The organism is Streptomyces sp. NPDC001068 (assembly GCF_042897315.1).
Classification (GTDB): Bacteria; Actinomycetota; Actinomycetes; order Streptomycetales; family Streptomycetaceae; genus Streptomyces.
Map to the genome: position 1 here is coordinate 77,174 of NZ_JBIAYD010000012.1, position 17,072 is coordinate 94,245.

A 17,072-nucleotide genomic window follows, 5' to 3' on the forward strand; every position below is an offset into this window, starting at 1 on the left:
ATGACAGTTGACGCATTGACGGACGTGGCCGGGCTGCGGGTGGGACACGCGTCCCGCAGGGGCGACGGCTGGCTCACCGGCACCACGGTGGTGCTCGCGCCCGAGGGCGGCGCGGTCGCCGCGGTGGACGTGCGCGGCGGCGGGCCGGGTACCAAGGAGACGGACGCGCTGGACCCGCGCAACCTGGTGCAGCGGGTGGAGGCGATCGTGCTCACCGGCGGCAGCGCCTACGGGCTCGACGCGGCGTCCGGGGTGATGGCCTGGCTGGAGGAACGGGGGCGCGGGGTGCGGGTGGGGGCGGATCCCGCCCACGTCGTACCGGTGGTCCCGGCCGCCTGCGTCTTCGACCTCGGGCGGGGCGGGGACTTCCGGGCCCGTCCGGACGCGGCCACCGGGCGGGCGGCGGTCGAGGCGGCCGCGGCGAGCGCGCCCGGGGCTCCGGTGGCGCAGGGGTGCGTGGGGGCAGGTACGGGCGCCGTGGCCGGTGCTCTGAAGGGCGGGGTGGGCAGCGCGAGCGCGGTCCTGGAGTCCGGGATCACGGTGGCCGCGCTGGTGGTCGCGAACGCCGCGGGCTCGGTGCTGGATCCGCGGACGGGCGTGTTGTACGGGGAGTTGTTCCAGGGGCGCGTGGCGTACCCCGAGGCGCGGGTGCACGAGGCCGCGCGCGGCCGGCTCGCCGAGGCCGCCGCCGGCAACGGGGCGCCGCCGCTCAACACCACCCTCGCGGTGGTGGCGACCGACGCCGACCTGTCCAAGGCGCAGGCGCAGAAGCTGGCCGGGACGGCCCACGACGGAATCGCGCGCGCGGTCCGGCCGGTGCACCTGCTGCACGACGGGGACACGGTGTTCGCGCTGGCGACGGGCGACCGCCCGCTCGACGCGAACCCGCTCGCGTTCAACGACGTCCTCGCGGCCGGCGCGGACCTGGTGACGCGCGCCGTCGTGCGCGCCGTGCGGGCTGCCGAGTCGGTGGCGGGACCGGGCGGAGTGTGGCCGTCCTACCAGGAGTTGTACGGGGTGCGGTGACAGCGGCCGGGGGGCGCACCGGACTGTCGCGCTCCCTCGCCGAATGTCCCGGTTCTGTCACGCGAAGGCGTTCACGGCCACCCGGGGGAACTGAAGACGCGTCCGGGCCCTCTTTCTCCACGCACTGGAGCGGATCACGCACATCACAAGAACCTGGAGCAGCTCGTGACAAGGCCGGACATTGCAGCGCGGCGAGCACTGGGGGCCTGTGCCGCCCTGATGGTCGGCGCCCTCACCCTGACCGGCTGCGGCGGTGACGCCAACGCCAAGACCAACGACGCCAAGGGCGGGCAGGACAGCGCCGTCAGGACGTCGACCGCGAAGATCGCGATCTCGGCGAAGGACGGTTCGACCGGCGCGTCCATCAACTCGACGGGCGTGCGGGTCGCCGACGGCAGGCTGACGGCCGTGAAGATGACCGTGGCGGGGTCGGGGCAGGCCGTGGACGGCACCCTCTCGGCCGACGGCAGCACCTGGCAGCCGAAGGAACAGCTGGAGCGCGGCACCAAGTACGAGATATCGGCGACCGCCAAGGACTCCAGGGGGCTCACGGCGGCGGCCAACTCCATCTTCACCACCGTGGACTCGGCGGACAGCTACATCGGCACGTACACGCCGGACAACGGGACGACGGTCGGCGTGGGGATGCCGGTGTCGTTCACCTTCGACAAGGCGATCAGCGACAAGAAGACCGTGCAGTCGCACATCACGGTCACCTCCAGCAGCGGCCAGCAGGTGGTGGGGCACTGGTTCGGGGCGCAGCGGCTGGACTTCCGGCCGCAGGACTACTGGAAGGCCGGCTCCAAGGTCACCATGAAGATCGACCTGGACGGGGTCGAGGGCGCGAACGGCGTCTACGGGGTGCAGAAGAAGACGGTGACCTTCACCGTCGGGCGTTCGCAGGTCTCCACGGTCGACGTGAACACGCAGACCATGACGGTGGTCCGGGACGGCGCGACGCTCAAGTCGGTGCCGGTGTCGACGGGCAGCCCGCAGCACACGACGTACAACGGGCAGATGGTGATCTCCGAGAAGTTCACCCAGACCCGCATGAACAGCCAGACGGTCGGCCTCGGCGGGGAGTACGACATCCCGGACGTGCCGCACGCGATGCGGCTGACCCAGTCGGGGACGTTCATCCACGGCAACTACTGGTACAGCCAGAGCAACCCGCCGTTCGGCCGCGAGGGCACCAGCCACGGCTGCGTGGGACTCGCGGACGTGAAGGGCGCACAGGGCGACACGACGGCCAAGTGGTTCTACGACAACTCCCTCATCGGGGACGTCGTGATCGTGAAGAACTCCCCCGACAAGACCGTGCAGCCGGACAACGGGCTCAACGGGTGGAATCTGTCGTGGAACGAGTGGACCGCGGGAAGCGCGGTCTGACCGGCCGGTTTTGACGGATCGCCGGGCCGCGCGGGAACTTTTCGCGCGGCCCGCGTGTTTTCCCGGCGTACGTTTTCTCGGTTCCCGGACATGATGTCCGATCGAGGGGCTACGGTATGCACCCACAAGGTGACATGCAGCAACGCCGGGAGAAACCTTGAGCGTTCCGTACGAGACGGCAGCGTACGAACCAGCCGAGTCGCCCGAGTCTCCGGAGGAGCATCTCGCGCGACTCCTCGGTCGTGCCCTGAACTCCTTCGAGCTGCCCGACGAGGCCATCAGGCAGCTGGACTGCGCGCTGGCGCACGACAGTTCGCTGCACTCCGCGCACCACAGCGCGGGGCTGCACCGCGAGACGTACCGGCACACCTGGCTCCTCGCCGACGGCTCGGCGGTCACCCTGTGGGAGCTCGTGCACAACACCGCGCCGGGCAGCGACCCGCAGGCCGAGGTCTACGTGGACGAGGAGGAGCTGCGGGCCGCGACGGCCAGGCTGCCGCTGCCTCCGGACACCCCGGACTTCGAGCTGCCGGTGCTGACGACGCTTGCAGCCACCCCCGAACCCCGGCACGTGTACGTGCCGGACGACTCCGCGGACCACGCGCGCCGGCTGCTGCGCCGTGCGGAGAACCCCGACCGCCCGGACCCGCAGACGGCGCACCTGCTGGAGACGGCGTTCGCGCACCAGATCACCCAGGCGTTCGGGCGGCCGGGGCGGGCGGCCCGGGGCGGCCTGAGCTTCTCGCTCTACGAGCACGCGTTCCTGCTGGGCGACGGCCGGGAGCTGTCCCTGTGGGAGGTCGAGCACACGGCGACACCGGACGGCCGGCACATGTGCGAGGTGTACTCGTCGGAACTCGCGGCCCGGCAGGCCATGGACCGGCGGGCGGCGCCGAGGCCCTGAGCCGGGCGCGGTGGCCCGCCGCGGGTCAGCGGCCGCCGAGTCGGCGTACCAGGCCGGCGAAGGCGTCCTGTTCGGCCGGGGTGAGTTCCACGGCCTCCCGTGGCGGCCCGACCTGGAACCGGCGGTGTCCTCCGGGGAGGACGCGGAACGCGGGCCAGGCGGTGGCCCCCGGGCGGACGTGACGCAGTACGCGCGTCATGACCACCACCCAGGCGACGGTCGCCAGGGCGAGGGCGGTCACTCCGATCAGCTGGAGGGGCGCGAGGTGCTCGGACATGCGTCCCAGTACACACCACGGTCCGGGGCTTTGGCCCCGGACCGTGACGTATCTCGCAGGTGCCGCGAACAACTCACAGCACATCAAAGGGACATAAGGACGTGAGCGGTCAGGCCGCGACGGGCTCCTTGGTCCCGCTCGCGGCGGCCTCCGGAGCGGCCGTGGAGCCGTCCGCCGAAGCCTGCGGAGCCGGCTTGCGCAGGCTCTTCAGGAGCACGACCAGGGCCGTGGTGACACAGACACCGGCGGCGATGGCGATCAGGTAGAGGAACGGGTTGCCGATCAGCGGGACCACGAAGATGCCGCCGTGCGGAGCGCGCAGAGTGGCCCCGAAGGCCATCGACAGGGCGCCGGTGATCGCGCCGCCGATCATCGAGGACGGGATGACGCGCAGCGGGTCGGCGGCCGCGAACGGGATCGCGCCCTCGGAGATGAAGGAGGCGCCCAGCACCCAGGCGGCCTTGCCGTTCTCTCGTTCGGTCGCGGTGAAGAGCCTGCCGCGCACGGTGGTGGCCAGGGCCATCGCCAGCGGCGGCACCATGCCGGCCGCCATGACCGCGGCCATGATCTTCATCGCGGAGTCGCTGGGGTTCGAGACGGCGATACCGGCGGTGGCGAAGGTGTACGCGACCTTGTTGACCGGGCCGCCGAGGTCGAAGCACATCATCAGGCCGAGCAGGGCGCCGAGCAGGACGGCGTTGGTGCCGGTGAGGCCGTTCAGCCAGTCCGTCAGGCCCTTCTGGGCGGAGGCGATCGGTTTGCCGATGACGACGAGCATCAGGAATCCGACGACCGCCGAGGAGATCAGCGGGATCACCACCACCGGCATGATGCCGCGCACGGGCGCCGGGATCCTGACCTTCTGGATGCCCATGACCACGGCACCGGCGATGAGGCCGGCCACCAGGCCGCCGAGGAATCCCGCGTTGATGTCGAGGGCGATCGCGCCGCCGACGAAGCCGGGGACCAGACCGGGGCGGTCGGCCATGCCGTACGCGATGTAGCCGGCCAGCACCGGGACGAGGAACTTGAAGGCCACGCCGCCGATCTGGAAGAACAGCGCGCCCCAGCTGTCGGCCTGCGTCCACATGAAGTGGTCCATGACCGACGGCGCCTTGTTGACCTGCCAGCCGCCGATCGCGAAGCCGATGGCGAGCAGCAGACCGCCGGCCGCGACGAACGGGACCATGTAGCTCACGCCGGACATCAGCCACTTGCGCAGCTTGGTGCCGTAGCCCTCGCCCGCCTCGCCGGCCCGTTCGACCGGTGTGGACGGCGCGGAGCCGGAGGTCACCTCGCCGCGGGCGGCCCGCTCGCGGACCTCGCCGATCAGTTCGGCGGGGCGGTTGATGCCCGCCTTCACGCCGACGTCGACGGTCGGCTTGCCGGCGAAGCGGTCCTTGTCCCGCACCGGCACGTCGTGCGCGAAGATCACGCCGTCCGCCGCCGCGACCACCTGGGGGTCGAGCCGGGTGAAACCGGCCGAGCCCTGCGTCTCGACGACGAGTTCGACGCCCGCCTCGCGGCCCGCGTTCTCCAGGGCCTCGGCCGCCATGTAGGTGTGGGCGATGCCGGTGGGGCAGGAGGTGACGGCGACGATCCGGAAGGGACGCCCGGCCGTCGTACCCGCGCCGGAGTCCCCGCCGGGCTCCGCGCCGGATTCCCGGGCGGGGGTCCGCGCCGTGGGGGCCGCCGCGGCGCCGGCGGAGGCCGCCGCCGGCGTCGCGGCGGTGCTCTGGGAGTCGCCCGCGGCGTTCCCGGCGGCGCCCGCGGCACCCGCCGGTCCCGCGCCGCCATCCGCGGCACCGGCACCCGCGCCCTCGACGGTCTTCGACGCCGCGGTCGTCGCCGGGGCCGTCGCCGGGCTCGCCGCAGGAGTCTGGTCCCCGCGGATCAGCGCCGCCGCCGTCGCCGCGTCGTCGGTCGACCGGAGCGCGTCCGTGAACTCGCTGTTCATCAGCCGGCGGGCCAGTGCGGAGAGGATCGTGAGGTGGGCGTCGTCGGCGCCGGCCGGGGCCGCGATCAGGAAGACGAGGTCGGCCGGGCCGTCGGCCGCGCCGAAGTCGATGCCGGCCGGGCTGCGCCCGAAGGCGAGCGTCGGCTCGGTGACGTGCGCGCTGCGGCAGTGCGGGATGCCGATGCCGCCGTCCAGGCCGGTCGGCATCTGGGCCTCGCGGGCGGCGACGTCGGCGAGGAAGCCCTCCAGGTCGGTCACCCGGCCCAGGGCCACCATGCGCTGGGCGAGGGCGCGCGCCGCCGCTTCCTTGGTATCGGCGGACAGGTCGAGGTCGACCAGGTCCGCGGTGATCATGTCACTCATCGCGGGCTCCTATGCACGCGTATCGCCCGGGGTGTGGGGAGGGCGGTTTCGGGGACGGGGGTGCCGTGGGGGGCGGGGTGGTGGGAGGCGGGACCGGGGAAGCCCCGCCTCCCGGGGACGCCGGGGCGGCTCAGGGTGCCCCGTCGGCCCGTCGGCGCGGCGAGTAACGAGGAAGGGCCCCGCCGCTCCTGGGAGGGTTGTCGGCGGACGGCGCCGGGGAGGAGCGCGGCCGCGTGCGGGTTCGTACGGGCGTTCATGACACCGGCTCCGTCAGTTCGCGGTCTACGGGGACGCGGTCGGTGACGGCCACCGCCGTGAGGTCGAGGTCGGCGGGGGTCGGCATCACGCTGCCGGGCAGCTGGACGGCGGCCGCGCCGTGGGCGACGGCCGAGGCGAGTGCCGCGGGACCGCTGCCGCCGGCGATGAGGAATCCGGCGAGGGAGGAGTCGCCGGCGCCGACGTTGCTGCGGACGGTGTCCACGCGGGCGCTCGCGAACCAGGCGCCGTCGCGCTCCACCAGCAGCTGGCCGTCGGCGCCCAGGCTCGCGAGGACGGCCCGTGCGCCCATGGCGCGCAGTTCCTCGGCCGCCTTCAGCGCGTCGCCGACCGTCGCCAGCGGGCGCCCGACGGCCTCCGCCAGCTCCTCGGCGTTCGGCTTCACCACGTCCGGGCACTCGCGCAGCGCTTCGAGGAGCGCCCGCCCCGACGTGTCCAGCGCGATCCGCGCGCCTCCGGCGTGCGCCCGCGCGACGACGTCGGCGTACCAGGAGGGTGCGAGCCCGCGCGGCAGGCTGCCGCAGCAGGCGATCCAGTCCGCGTCGCGCGACTGCTCGCGGACCGTGTCCAGAAGCAGCTCCTGCTCCTGCGCGGAGAGCTCGGGACCCGGCGCGTTGATCTTGGTGAGGACCCCGTCGGGCTCCGCGAGCGCGATGTTCGAACGGGTCGCTCCGGCGACCGGGACCGGCGCCACCTCGATGCCCTGTGCGTCGAGCAGGTCGGCGACGAGCGCGCCGGGCGCGCCGCCCAGGGGCAGCACGGCGACCGTGCGCCGGCCGGCCGCCGCGACGGCGCGGGAGACGTTGACGCCCTTGCCGCCGGGGTCCATGCGGTCGCCGCCGGCGCGGTTGACCTCGCCGCGCTCCAGCGCGGGCACCTCGTAGGTGCGGTCCAGGGAGGGGTTGGGCGTGACGGTGAGGATCATCGCCGTACCGTCCGTGCTGTCCGTGGTGCTCATGCTCGTACTACTTCCGTGCCGCCGCGCTCGATGGCGGCGGCGTCCTCGGGGCTCAGCCCGCTGTCGGTGATCAGCAGGTCCACGTCGCCCATGTCGCCGAAGCGGGCGAAGTGTTCCTGGCCGTGTTTGGCGGAGTCGGCGAGCAGGACCACCCGGCGGGCCGCCGCGACGGCCGCCCGCTTGACCGCGGCCTCGGCGAGGTCGGGGGTGGTGAGGCCCTGGCCGGCGGAGAAGCCGTTGGCGGCGACGAAGAGGACGTCGGCGCGGATCTCGCCGTACGCGCGCAGCGCCCAGGCGTCCACGGCGGCGCGCGTACGGTGCCGTACCCGCCCGCCGACCAGGTGGAGCTGGATGCCCGGGTGGTCGGCGAGGCGGGCCGCGATCGGAAGACTGTGTGTGACGACGGTGAGGGAGGCCTCCAGCGGGATGGCCCCGGCCAGGCGCGCGACGGTCGTGCCGGCGTCGAGGATCAGGGTGCCCTCGGTCGGCAGTTCCGAGACGGCGGCCTTGGCGATGCGGTCCTTCTCGTCGGCCGAGGTGGACTCGCGTTCGGCGAGGTCCGGCTCGAAGTCCAGGCGGCCGGCCGGGATGGCTCCGCCGTGCACCCGGCGGAGCAGGCCGGCGCGGTCCAGGGCCTTCAGGTCGCGGCGGATCGTCTCCGCGGTGACCTGGAACTCCTCGGCGAGCGACACGACGTCGACCCGCCCGCCGTCCCGGGCGAGCCGGAGGATCTCCTGCTGCCGCTCCGGTGCGTACATGCCCTGCGCCTCCACTCGACTGTACGTCCGACTGATGCCCGACCGCTTCCGATGCATGCCCGAACGTGTGGTTTCGCAGGGAGGCTACGCCCGGATTTCCGGAAAGTAAACAGGTTCGGGCTTCAATCGGACATGGTCGGACTTCCCCGTGCATGCGGAAGGGCCCGGCACCAGGAGATGCCGGGCCCTTCACCGGGGCGCGCTCAGCGGACGAGCGCGGGCTCGCCCTCCGGCTGCGCCGGGAGCGGCTCCGATGCCTCCCCGCCCTCCAGGTGCTGAGCCGGGCGCTTCGGCAGCGCGTACATCAGCAGGAACATCACGGCCATGACGCCCGCCACCCAGAGCAGCGCGTGCTGGAAGCCGTGCGCGAAGGCCGCGCCCACCCGGTCCGGACCCACCCCGCCCGAGGTCGGGCGGCCCGAGGTCAGACGGTCGTCGACGACGCCGAAGAAGACGACCGAGACCAGGCCGAGGCCGAGCGCGTTGCCCATCTGCTGCACCGTGTTGATCAGGCCGGAGGCGGATCCGGCGTGCTCGCGCGGCACCTCCGACAGCACCGCGTCGGTCAGCGGCGCCACGATCAGGCCCATGCCCACACCCATCACGACCAGCGGCAGGGCCATCTGCCAGGAGGCGACGGCCAGGCCGTAGCGATCGGACTCCCAGATGTAGAGCAGCACGCCGAGCCCCATCACCAGCGCGCCCGCCTGGAGCACCTTGCGGCCGAAGCGCGGTACCAGTTTCTGCACGGACAGACCGGCCGCGACGGAGACGGCGATCGAGAAGGGCACCCCGGTCAGACCCGCGTGCAGCGGGCTCCAGCCGAGGCCGACCTGCATGTAGAGCGTCCAGACCAGGAAGAAGATGCCGAGCGCCACGCCGAAGACGGTCTGCACGGCGATGCCCGCGGCGAAGCTCTTCACCTTGAAGAGGGACGGTTCGATGAGCGGGGAACCGTCCCGGGCGGCCTTGCGGCGTTCGTACACCACCAGCGCGCCGAAGACGACGAGCGCGCCCGCCATCGACGCGTACCCCCACAGCGGCCAGCCCAGCTCGCGGCCGCGGGTCAGCGGGTAGAGCAGCATCAGCAGGCCGAGGGTGACCAGGGCGACACCGACCAGGTCGAGTCTCAGGGCGTGCGGGGCCTTGGATTCGCTGATGTAACGGCGACCGAGGAGGAGGGCCGCGATCCCGACCGGGAGGTTGATGAGGAAGATCGGGCGCCATTCGAGGCCGAGGACGTTCCATTCCGTCAGCAGGGCGCCGAGCAGCGGGCCGGAGACCGCGCCCAGGCCGACGATCGCGCCGAACAGCCCGAACACCTTGCCACGCTCGTGCGCCGGGAAGGTGGCGTGCACGATCGACAGGACCTGCGGGACCATCAGCGCGGCCATGCCGCCCTGCAGGACGCGGGCGGCGACCAGCATCTCCGGGTTGGCGGCGAAGCCGCACAGGGCGGAGGCGAGGGTGAAGCCGGCGACCCCGACGAGGAAGACTCGTTTACGGCCGTGAATGTCGCCGAGGCGGCCGCCGGTGATCAGGCCGGCCGCGAAGGCGAGGGCGTAGCCGGCGGTTATCCACTGGATCTGGCTGAAGGAGGCGTGGGCGGTCCGCTGGATGGACGGGATGGCGATGTTGACGATCGTGACGTCGACCAGGTCCATGAAGGCGGCGGTCATGACGATGGCCAGGGCGAGCCAGCGGTGCGGTGCGCCGGGGCCGGCCGACGCCTGCGGCGCGGTCGGGGTCGGTGTGGTGCGGTCCGTGCCGGTCCGCGGTGGCTGGTCGCGCAGTTCCCCGCGCCCCTTCAGGGTGTCGTCGTCGACGTCGGTGGAAGTCATGACCTCAATCTAGGAGCCCATTAGGACAGATCACGTCCTACTTCTGCGGCATCCTCGGACGCATGACGACGGACACCCCGGCTCGACTGCTCCAACTGCTGTCCCTGCTCCAGACGCCCCGCGAGTGGCCCGGCGGTGAACTGGCCGACCGGCTCGGGGTGTCCCGGCGCACCGTGCGCCGGGACATCGACCGGCTCCGCGAACTGGGCTATCCCGTGGAGGCCAGCAAAGGGGCCGACGGCGGGTACCGGCTGGTCGCCGGGAAGGCGATGCCGCCGCTGCTCCTCGACGACGAGGAGACGGTGGCCATCGCGGTCGGACTGCGGGCCGGCGCGGGACACGCCCTGGAGGGGGTGGACGAGGCCTCGGTACGGGCACTGGCGAAGCTGGAGCAGGTCCTGCCGGCCCGGCTGCGGCACCGGGTGACCACGCTGCAGGCCGCGACCACCCCGCTCACCAGCGGGGACGGGGCAAGCATCGCGCCGGAGACACTGACCGTGATGGCGTCGGCGGTGGCGGGGCGGGAGCGGTTGAGGTTCGCCTACCGGGCCGCGGACGGCAGCGGGACACGCCGGCTGACCGAGCCGTACCGTCTGGTGTCCACGGGCCGCCGGTGGTACCTCGTCGCATACGACATCGATCGCGACGACTGGCGGACCTTCCGCGTCGACCGGGTGAGCGAGCCGTTCGCGACGGGGGTCCGGTTCGCCCCGCGGGAGCTGCCGACGGGGAACGCGGCGGAGTTCCTGCGCCGTTCGATCCAACGGCGCCAGGAGACGTACGAGTTCGTGATCGCGTTCCCCGGGGCGGCTGCGGACGTGGCGGCACGGGTGCCGGGGTGGCTCGGAACACCCGTGGACGACGGGGACGGCTGGTGTGTGGTGCGGGGGGCCACCGGTGATCCGATGGAGTGGCTGGCGGTGCGGCTGGTGATGACGGGGGGCGAGTTCGTGGTGCGGGAGCCCCGGGAACTCGTCGAGTGCGCGCGGGACTTGGGCGGACGGCTGCTGCGGGCGAGTGGCGGCGCCTGACCGGCCGGACGAGGCGGCCCGTACCCGCTACGGCCGTTCCCCCCAGGCGAACCCGCGCAGATCCGCCAGGTTCCGCAGCGCGAGCCCCGCCGGCCCCTCCGGGTCCGAGGCGGAAGCCGTGCCCGCCGCCCAGGACTCCACCGCCACCCGGACCGCCGCGCCGGCCACCGCCGCGGCGAAACGCAGGTGCGGGGTGTGGGCAACGTTGTCGGTCGCGGTGTCCGGCGCGCGGCCCCGTGCGATGCGTTCCGCCATGATCGTCACGAGGAGGTCCTCGGAGGAACGGCAGACCTCCGCCCACACCTTGCGCAGGGCCGGACTGGTGTCGGCCAGGTGGATCAGCGTGCGCACCCACTCCCAGGACGCCGCGGAGACGCCCACACCGGGGGTCAGGGTGCGGTGGACGGCGTGTTCGAGCGCCTCGGGGACCGAGAGCGCCGCCGGGGCCGACCGCACGGCCTCCGCCCAGCGCTGCGCGCCGGCCGCGTAGAGCGGGGCGACCGCCTCCTCCTTCGTGGCGAAGTAGCGGTAGAACGTGCGAGGTGCGATGCCGGCGGCGTGCGCGATGTCCTCGGCGCGGGTGGCGCGCAGGCCCTGCCGCACGAAGAGCCCGGCGGCCGCCCGGGCGATCTCCATCCGGGTCTCCGCCTTGCGCCGTTCGGTCAGGGAGGCGCCGGGCGGGTCATGCCGAGGGGTGTTGCCGGTGGTGCTCGGGGTGCTCACCTCGGCAGGCTATGCCGCTGTGGCAGAATCTGCCATCCGGTGGTTCACCCCGTGGTTCAGGTACGGGGTGGACCACCGCTCCAGCATGACGGGGAGGCCGCCGGCCCGGCAAACGCGGACCGGGCGCCGCGGGGGACGGCGGCCGGACACCGGAAAAGGGAGCCGGGCTCCGGCACCCGGGGGGGGGTGGGGCGCCGGAGCCCGGCCCTGCGGATGTCCCGGCGCCGGGGGGATGGCACGTCGGGACAGGGCTTATCGGGGGCTCATCGAGGGTTCGTCACAGGTCTTCGCCGGGCGTCTTCGACATACGGCCGGTTGAACACGCCGATGTGGCACGCCGTTGTGACGCATCGTCGCCCTACTTCGTCGCGGTACTTCGCGGCCGCAGTTCGCCGCACTTCGCCGTACTTCGCCTTCAGGAGCCTCACCCCCGGGCCGGGACCCTCAACTCCCGGGCCCGGAAAGGTTGTTCCCTACACGAGGGGCCTTGAAGCGGCGGGACCGCGCCATGTTCGCGCCGTCCTCCGCCACCCGGCGCACGCGCTCCGCGTGAGCGGTTCGACGTGCGCCCTCGGCCTGGGCGCGGACCCCGGCTCCCCCACTCACGCCGCCGGTTCGAACCCCGTGCTGCGGGCCAGCTTCTTCAGCTCCAGCAGCGCGTGCTTCTCGATCTGGCGGATGCGCTCACGGGTCAGCCCGTGCTCCTTGCCGACCTCGGTCAGCGTGCGCTCGCGGCCGTCCTCGATGCCGTACCGCATCTTTATGATCGAGGCCGTGCGCTGGTCCAGGCGGCCGATCAGGTCGTCCAGTTCCTCACTGCGCAGCAGGGTCATCACGGACTGCTCGGGGCTGACCGCGGACGTGTCCTCCAGCAGGTCGCCGAACTGGGTCTCGCCCTCGTCGTCCACCGACATGTTCAGGGACACCGGGTCACGGGCCCAGTCGAGGACGTCGATGACGCGCTCCGCGTTGGAGCCGAGTTCGGCGGCGATCTCGGCGGGCTCCGGGTCGCGGCCGTGCTCCCGGTTGAACTCCCGCTGGACACGGCGGATCCGGCCCAGCTCCTCCACCAGGTGGACGGGGAGCCGGATGGTCCGCGACTGGTCGGCGATGGAACGGGTGATCGCCTGCCGGATCCACCAGGTGGCGTACGTCGAGAACTTGAAGCCCTTGCGGTAGTCGAACTTCTCGACGGCACGCACCAGGCCGGCGTTGCCCTCCTGGACCAGGTCCAGCAGGGGCAGGCCACTGCGCGGGTAGCGTCGGGCGACGGCCACGACCAGGCGGAGGTTGGAGCGGATGAAGACGTCCTTGGCCCGCTCGCCGGCGGCGATCAGCGCCTCCAGCTCCTCGCGGGTGGCGTCCGACCCGGACTCCTCCTCGCCGTCGAGGACCTGCCGCGCGAACACACCCGCCTCGATGGTCTGGGACAGCTCTACTTCCTTGGCGGCGTCGAGGAGCGGTGTGCGCGCGATCTCGTCGAGATACATGCCGACCAGGTCGCGGTCGGCGATCTCGCCGCCATGAACGCGGCGAACACTGCTTGCCGAGTCGGCCGTCTCGCCGGTGGCGGACTGACGACGGGCGACGGCACGGGTTGCCATGCGGTGCTCCCTTGCGATGGTGGGCGGGCGGGGTGGTCCTGTCCGGTTCTTCTCGGCCTTCCGGTGGATGCTCAGGTCTCGGCCGGCCGTACCGCGGAGCCCTCTTGCGGAACTCCCGGTGTCCTGGTCGTGTGCCCGGCATCCGAAGGAAACAACGACTGCAATCCGGACAGAATTCCCATGCCGCCCCCCGATTTTTCTGATCATGCAGTACCCTGTGCGGCCTGCCGAGGGGACACGATGTCGTCGGAACGTACAGAGGTGCAGGTCAGACCAGGAGTCGAGGGGGACCTCGAAGCCCTCACCGCCCTCTACAACCACTACGTACGTGAGACGTCCATCACATTCGACACGGTGGCCTTCACGCCGGAAGAGCGTCGTGCGTGGCTGCTCTCCCACCCGGAAGACGGCCCGTACCGCCTGATGGTTGCCACGCCGGCGGACTCACAGGAGATTCTCGGGTACGCCACATCGAGCCCCTACCGTGCGAAACCCGCCTACGGGACCTCGGTGGAGACCACCGTCTACGTCGCTCCGGACGCCGGCGGGCGCGGCATCGGCACCCTCCTGTACGAGGCCCTCTTCGAGGCGCTCGCCGGCGAGGACCTGCACCGCGCCTACGCGGGCGTCGCCCAGCCGAACGAGGCCTCGGTCCGGCTGCACGAGCGCCTCGGTTTCCGGTACGTCGGCACGTACCGCGAGGTGGGCCGCAAGTTCGGCCGCTACTGGGACGTGGCCTGGTACGAGCGCCCGCTCTGACCGGTACGGGCGCCCGCTCTGACCGGTACGAGCGCCCCTCTGACCGGTGCGGGCGCGGGCACGGCTTCAGCCGAACTGGACCGACCTCTTGGCCATCCCCATCCAGAACCCGTCGATCACCGACTTCTGCGCGTCCAGCTCGCCGCCGGCCTCCGCCGCGCCCATGGTGACGAAGAGCGGGGCGAAGTGCTCGGTGCGCGGGTGGGCGTAACGGCCGGCCGGCGCCTTGTCCAGGAAGTCCAGCAGGGCGTCCCAGTCGCGGTTCTCCAGGGCCCGGTGCCCCCAGTCGTCGAACTCCGAGGACCAGGACGGCACTCCCGCCCCGGTGTGGCGCAGGGCGGCCAGGTTGTGGGTGAAGAAGCCCGAGCCGACGATCAGCACCCCCTCGTCGCGCAGCGGGGCGAGCCGGCGGCCGATCTCCATCAGCCGGACCGGGTCGAGGGTGGGCATCGAGATCTGCAGGACAGGTATGTCCGCGGCCGGGAACATCTCCACCAGGGGCACGTAGGCGCCGTGGTCGAGTCCGCGGTCCGCGATGTCCTGCACGGGGGTGCCGGGGGCGCGCAGCAGCTTGCGCACGGACTCGGCGAGCTCCGGGGCGCCCGGGGCCGCGTACTGGACCTGGTAGTAGTGCTCGGGGAAGCCCCAGAAGTCGTAGACGAGGGGGACGGTCCGGACGGCGCCGAGGGCGAGGGGCGCCTCCTCCCAGTGGGCGGAGACCATCAGGATCGCCCTGGGGCGGGGCAGGCCGGCGCTCCAGGCGGCCAGTTCGCCGGGCCAGACCGGGTCGTCGGCGAGCGGCGGCGCACCGTGGCTCAGGTAGAGGGCGGGCATGCGCTCCCCGTTGGCGGCTGCGACGGCGGTCATGACGGCGGCTCCCTCCGCGGGCGGGGGCCACCCACGACCCCCATGTTTTAACTCTCAAGCTTTCCGTGGAACACCATACGCCCTACTTGTTTAACCTTCAAGGAGAGGCCTCTACAGTGGGATACATGAATACGGCACCCACGTCCGCGTCCACCGCCACGGCCCGCTGGCTCAGCGACGAAGAACAGCGCGTGTGGCGCTCGTACCTGCACGCCACGACCCTGCTGGAGGACCACCTGGACCGTCAGCTCCAGCGGGACGCGGGGATGCCGCACATCTACTACGGCCTGCTGGTCGGACTCGACGAGGCACCCGGACGGCGGCTGCGGATGACCGAGCTGGCCATGGGGGCGAAGATCACCCGCTCCAGGCTCTCGCACGCCGTCGCGCGCCTGGAGAAGAACGGCTGGGTCCGCCGGGAGGACTGCCCCGACGACAAGCGGGGCCAGTTCGCCGTCCTGACCGACGAGGGGTCCGAGGTGCTGCGGCGCACCGCTCCGGGTCACGTGGCCGCCGTACGGCAGGCGCTGTTCGAGCGGCTGACCCCCGAACAGCAGCAGGCCCTCGGCGAGATCATGCAGATCGTCGCGGAGGGCCTGCAGCCCGACGAAGCGGGCGCGGACCTGCCCTGGCTCCGCTGAGGAGTCGAAGGACTCCGGGGAACTCAGGACAGGCCCGCGTGCGGGTACCCGGGCGGCCGGACGCGGCCGCTCAGCGGCTCAGTGGGCGACCACCGGAACCGGCAGCTCGTCCTCGGCGCCCTCACCGGAGGCCACCGGGGTGGCGCTCGGCGTGCCGGCGTTGACGAGGGTCACCACGATCACCGCGGCCAGCACCAGCATGCCGACGGCGAACCAGATCGCGTTGGTGTAACCGTGCACCGCACCCTGCATCTGGACCAGCTGCTGCTGCGACTTGGAGGTCGCGGTGGCGATGTGGTCCTTGATGTACGCCGTCGTCGCGGACGCGGCGATGGTGTTCAGCAGGGCCGTACCGATGGCGCCGCCCACCTGCTGCGAGGTGTTGACCATCGCGGAGGCGACACCGGCGTCCCGGGGCTCGACGCCGAGCGTGGCCAGGGACATGGCCGGCATGAACGCCGTACCCATGCCGAGGCCGAGCAGCAGCATCGCGGGCAGGATCGTCGAGGCGTACGACGAGCCGATCTCCAGCTGGGTCATCAGCAGCATGCCGACCGAGGCGACCAGGAAGCCGGGGCCCATCAGCAGCCGGGCCGGGACCCGGGTCATCAGGCGGGCGCCGATCTGGGTGGAGCCGATCATCATGCCCGCGATCATCGGCAGGAAGGCGAAGCCGGTCTTGATCGGCGAGAAGCCCTGGATGACCTGGAGGTAGTAGGTGAGGAAGAGGAACGTGCCGAACATCGCGATGACCGCGATGCCGAGGGAGAGGTAGATACCGCCGCGGTTGCGGTCGGTGACCACGCGCAGCGGCAGCAGCGGCGCCTTGACCCGGGTCTCGGTGACCACGAAGGCGACCAGCAGCACCACGGAGGCGACGAACAGACCGATGGTGGTGGCGTCGCCCCAGCCGTCGGACTCGGCGCGGGTGAAGCCGTAGACGAGGGAGACCAGGCCCAGGGTGGACAGCAGCACGCCGGGGATGTCCAGCGGGTTGCGGTTGCGGCCGCCCTCCGGCTCCCGGATGACGAAGTACGCGCCGAGCGCGGCGACCACGGCGAACGGGATGTTCACGAAGAACGTCCAGCGCCAGTCCAGGTACTCGGTGAGCACACCGCCGAGGATGAAGCCGACGGCGCCGCCACCACCGGCGATCGCGCCGTAGATGCCGAACGCCTTGGCGCGCTCCTTGGCGTCCGTGAACATCACGGCGAGCAGGGAGAGCGCGGCCGGGGCGAGCATGGCGCCGAAGACGCCCTGGAGGGCACGGGCGCCGAACATCATCGCGCCGCTGGTCGCCGCGCCGCCGAGCGCGGAGGCGGCGGCGAAGCCGGTCAGGCCTATGACGAAGGCCCGCTTGCGGCCCCACAGGTCGGCGATACGGCCGCCGAAGAGGAGCAGACCGCCGAAGGCGAGGGCGTAGGCCGTGACGACCCACTGCCGGTTGCCGTCGGAGATGCCCAGGTCGGTCTGGGCCGAGGGCAGTGCGATGTTCACGATGGTGGCGTCGAGGACGACCATCAGCTGGGCGAGCGCGATGAACACCAGCGCTTTCCAGCGGTTGGCGTCACCGGACGGTGCCGGTGCGCCGGGAGCCTTGGCGGCTGTTTCAGACATGGGGGTACCCACTTCGTGACTTCGTGATTGCGTGACGGAAATCAGTGCTGCGTTACGTGCGGTTGTCGGTGCTGCGTTACG

The 17,072-nt window shown here is 72.2% G+C and carries 15 protein-coding genes; 6 read left to right on the forward strand and 9 right to left on the reverse strand.

Translation table 11 applies throughout. From position 1 onward, the window contains the following. The 3 genes from ACFY3I_RS31325 to ACFY3I_RS31335 all read left to right on the forward strand — a co-directional run bounded on the left by ACFY3I_RS31325 (position 1) and on the right by ACFY3I_RS31335 (position 3,319). Positions 1-1,026, forward strand: a complete 1,026-nt coding sequence (locus ACFY3I_RS31325; protein ID WP_390864451.1) for a P1 family peptidase — start codon at positions 1-3, stop codon at positions 1,024-1,026. A 165-nt stretch (positions 1,027-1,191) separates the two neighbouring features. Then, positions 1,192-2,415, forward strand: coding sequence for an Ig-like domain-containing protein (locus ACFY3I_RS31330; RefSeq protein WP_390864453.1), 1,224 nt, complete (start codon positions 1,192-1,194; stop codon positions 2,413-2,415). Positions 2,416-2,572: 157 nt separating this feature from the next. After that, positions 2,573-3,319, forward strand: a complete 747-nt coding sequence (locus ACFY3I_RS31335; RefSeq protein ID WP_365284708.1) for a DUF6227 family protein — start codon at positions 2,573-2,575, stop codon at positions 3,317-3,319. A gap of 25 nt (positions 3,320-3,344) precedes the next feature. On the opposite strand, the gene ACFY3I_RS31340 is transcribed toward ACFY3I_RS31335, so the two are convergent. From ACFY3I_RS31340 to ACFY3I_RS31360, 5 genes are all read right to left on the reverse strand, one after another. Then, a complete protein-coding gene (locus ACFY3I_RS31340) occupies positions 3,345-3,596 on the reverse strand; it encodes a hypothetical protein (RefSeq protein WP_390864454.1) in 252 nt (83 codons plus the stop codon). A 109-nt stretch (positions 3,597-3,705) separates the two neighbouring features. Then, positions 3,706-5,916, reverse strand: coding sequence for a fructose-specific PTS transporter subunit EIIC (locus ACFY3I_RS31345; RefSeq protein ID WP_390864455.1), 2,211 nt, complete (start codon positions 5,914-5,916; stop codon positions 3,706-3,708). A 253-nt stretch (positions 5,917-6,169) separates the two neighbouring features. Then, positions 6,170-7,117: a 1-phosphofructokinase gene (gene pfkB / locus ACFY3I_RS31350; RefSeq protein ID WP_390864670.1), complete on the reverse strand. Its 948-nt coding sequence runs from the start codon at positions 7,115-7,117 to the stop codon at positions 6,170-6,172. Between the two features lie 29 nt (positions 7,118-7,146). After that, positions 7,147-7,908, reverse strand: coding sequence for a DeoR/GlpR family DNA-binding transcription regulator (locus ACFY3I_RS31355; RefSeq protein WP_365284713.1), 762 nt, complete (start codon positions 7,906-7,908; stop codon positions 7,147-7,149). Positions 7,909-8,111: 203 nt separating this feature from the next. Beyond that, positions 8,112-9,749, reverse strand: a complete 1,638-nt coding sequence (locus ACFY3I_RS31360; protein ID WP_390864456.1) for an MFS transporter — start codon at positions 9,747-9,749, stop codon at positions 8,112-8,114. A gap of 62 nt (positions 9,750-9,811) precedes the next feature. On the opposite strand from ACFY3I_RS31360, the gene ACFY3I_RS31365 reads away from it, so the two are divergent. Further along, complete coding sequence (locus tag ACFY3I_RS31365) at positions 9,812-10,780, forward strand: helix-turn-helix transcriptional regulator (protein WP_390864457.1); 969 nt, start codon at positions 9,812-9,814, stop codon at positions 10,778-10,780. A gap of 27 nt (positions 10,781-10,807) precedes the next feature. On the opposite strand, the gene ACFY3I_RS31370 is transcribed toward ACFY3I_RS31365, so the two are convergent. Together ACFY3I_RS31370 and ACFY3I_RS31375 are read right to left on the reverse strand one after the other, a co-directional pair. Continuing rightward, a complete protein-coding gene (locus ACFY3I_RS31370; RefSeq protein ID WP_390864671.1) occupies positions 10,808-11,416 on the reverse strand; it encodes a TetR/AcrR family transcriptional regulator in 609 nt (202 codons plus the stop codon). Positions 11,417-12,105: 689 nt separating this feature from the next. Further along, positions 12,106-13,107, reverse strand: coding sequence for a sigma-70 family RNA polymerase sigma factor (locus ACFY3I_RS31375; RefSeq protein WP_365284719.1), 1,002 nt, complete (start codon positions 13,105-13,107; stop codon positions 12,106-12,108). A gap of 240 nt (positions 13,108-13,347) precedes the next feature. On the opposite strand from ACFY3I_RS31375, the gene ACFY3I_RS31380 reads away from it, so the two are divergent. After that, positions 13,348-13,866: a GNAT family N-acetyltransferase gene (locus ACFY3I_RS31380; RefSeq protein WP_390864458.1), complete on the forward strand. Its 519-nt coding sequence runs from the start codon at positions 13,348-13,350 to the stop codon at positions 13,864-13,866. A 66-nt stretch (positions 13,867-13,932) separates the two neighbouring features. Here the strand turns inward: ACFY3I_RS31380 and ACFY3I_RS31385 are convergent, their stop codons facing one another. Then, entirely contained in the window at positions 13,933-14,733 is an 801-nt protein-coding gene (locus tag ACFY3I_RS31385; protein WP_390864459.1) for a dioxygenase, read from the reverse strand. A 125-nt stretch (positions 14,734-14,858) separates the two neighbouring features. On the opposite strand from ACFY3I_RS31385, the gene ACFY3I_RS31390 reads away from it, so the two are divergent. Further along, entirely contained in the window at positions 14,859-15,374 is a 516-nt protein-coding gene (locus tag ACFY3I_RS31390) for a MarR family transcriptional regulator (protein WP_365284725.1), read from the forward strand. 78 nt (positions 15,375-15,452) lie between these two features. On the opposite strand, the gene ACFY3I_RS31395 is transcribed toward ACFY3I_RS31390, so the two are convergent. After that, positions 15,453-16,991: an MFS transporter gene (locus tag ACFY3I_RS31395; RefSeq protein WP_365284727.1), complete on the reverse strand. Its 1,539-nt coding sequence runs from the start codon at positions 16,989-16,991 to the stop codon at positions 15,453-15,455. Positions 16,992-17,072 lie beyond the last annotated feature (81 nt).

Excerpts from the sequence above, each read along its gene's own strand:
- ACFY3I_RS31385 (WP_390864459.1), bottom strand. The coding sequence starts at position 14,733 with ATGACCGCCGTCGCAGCCGCCAACGGGGAGCGCATGCCCGCCCTCTAC.
- ACFY3I_RS31390 (WP_365284725.1), top strand. The coding sequence starts at position 14,859 with ATGAATACGGCACCCACGTCCGCGTCCACCGCCACGGCCCGCTGGCTC.
- ACFY3I_RS31375 (WP_365284719.1), bottom strand. The coding sequence starts at position 13,107 with ATGGCAACCCGTGCCGTCGCCCGTCGTCAGTCCGCCACCGGCGAGACG.
- ACFY3I_RS31345 (WP_390864455.1), bottom strand. The coding sequence starts at position 5,916 with ATGAGTGACATGATCACCGCGGACCTGGTCGACCTCGACCTGTCCGCC.
- ACFY3I_RS31370 (WP_390864671.1), bottom strand. The coding sequence starts at position 11,416 with ATGGAGATCGCCCGGGCGGCCGCCGGGCTCTTCGTGCGGCAGGGCCTG.
- ACFY3I_RS31365 (WP_390864457.1), top strand. The coding sequence starts at position 9,812 with ATGACGACGGACACCCCGGCTCGACTGCTCCAACTGCTGTCCCTGCTC.
- ACFY3I_RS31395 (WP_365284727.1), bottom strand. The coding sequence starts at position 16,991 with ATGTCTGAAACAGCCGCCAAGGCTCCCGGCGCACCGGCACCGTCCGGT.
- pfkB (WP_390864670.1), bottom strand. The coding sequence starts at position 7,117 with ATGATCCTCACCGTCACGCCCAACCCCTCCCTGGACCGCACCTACGAG.
- ACFY3I_RS31380 (WP_390864458.1), top strand. The coding sequence starts at position 13,348 with ATGTCGTCGGAACGTACAGAGGTGCAGGTCAGACCAGGAGTCGAGGGG.
- ACFY3I_RS31355 (WP_365284713.1), bottom strand. The coding sequence starts at position 7,908 with ATGTACGCACCGGAGCGGCAGCAGGAGATCCTCCGGCTCGCCCGGGAC.
- ACFY3I_RS31360 (WP_390864456.1), bottom strand. The coding sequence starts at position 9,749 with ATGACTTCCACCGACGTCGACGACGACACCCTGAAGGGGCGCGGGGAA.
- ACFY3I_RS31325 (WP_390864451.1), top strand. The coding sequence starts at position 1 with ATGACAGTTGACGCATTGACGGACGTGGCCGGGCTGCGGGTGGGACAC.
- ACFY3I_RS31340 (WP_390864454.1), bottom strand. The coding sequence starts at position 3,596 with ATGTCCGAGCACCTCGCGCCCCTCCAGCTGATCGGAGTGACCGCCCTC.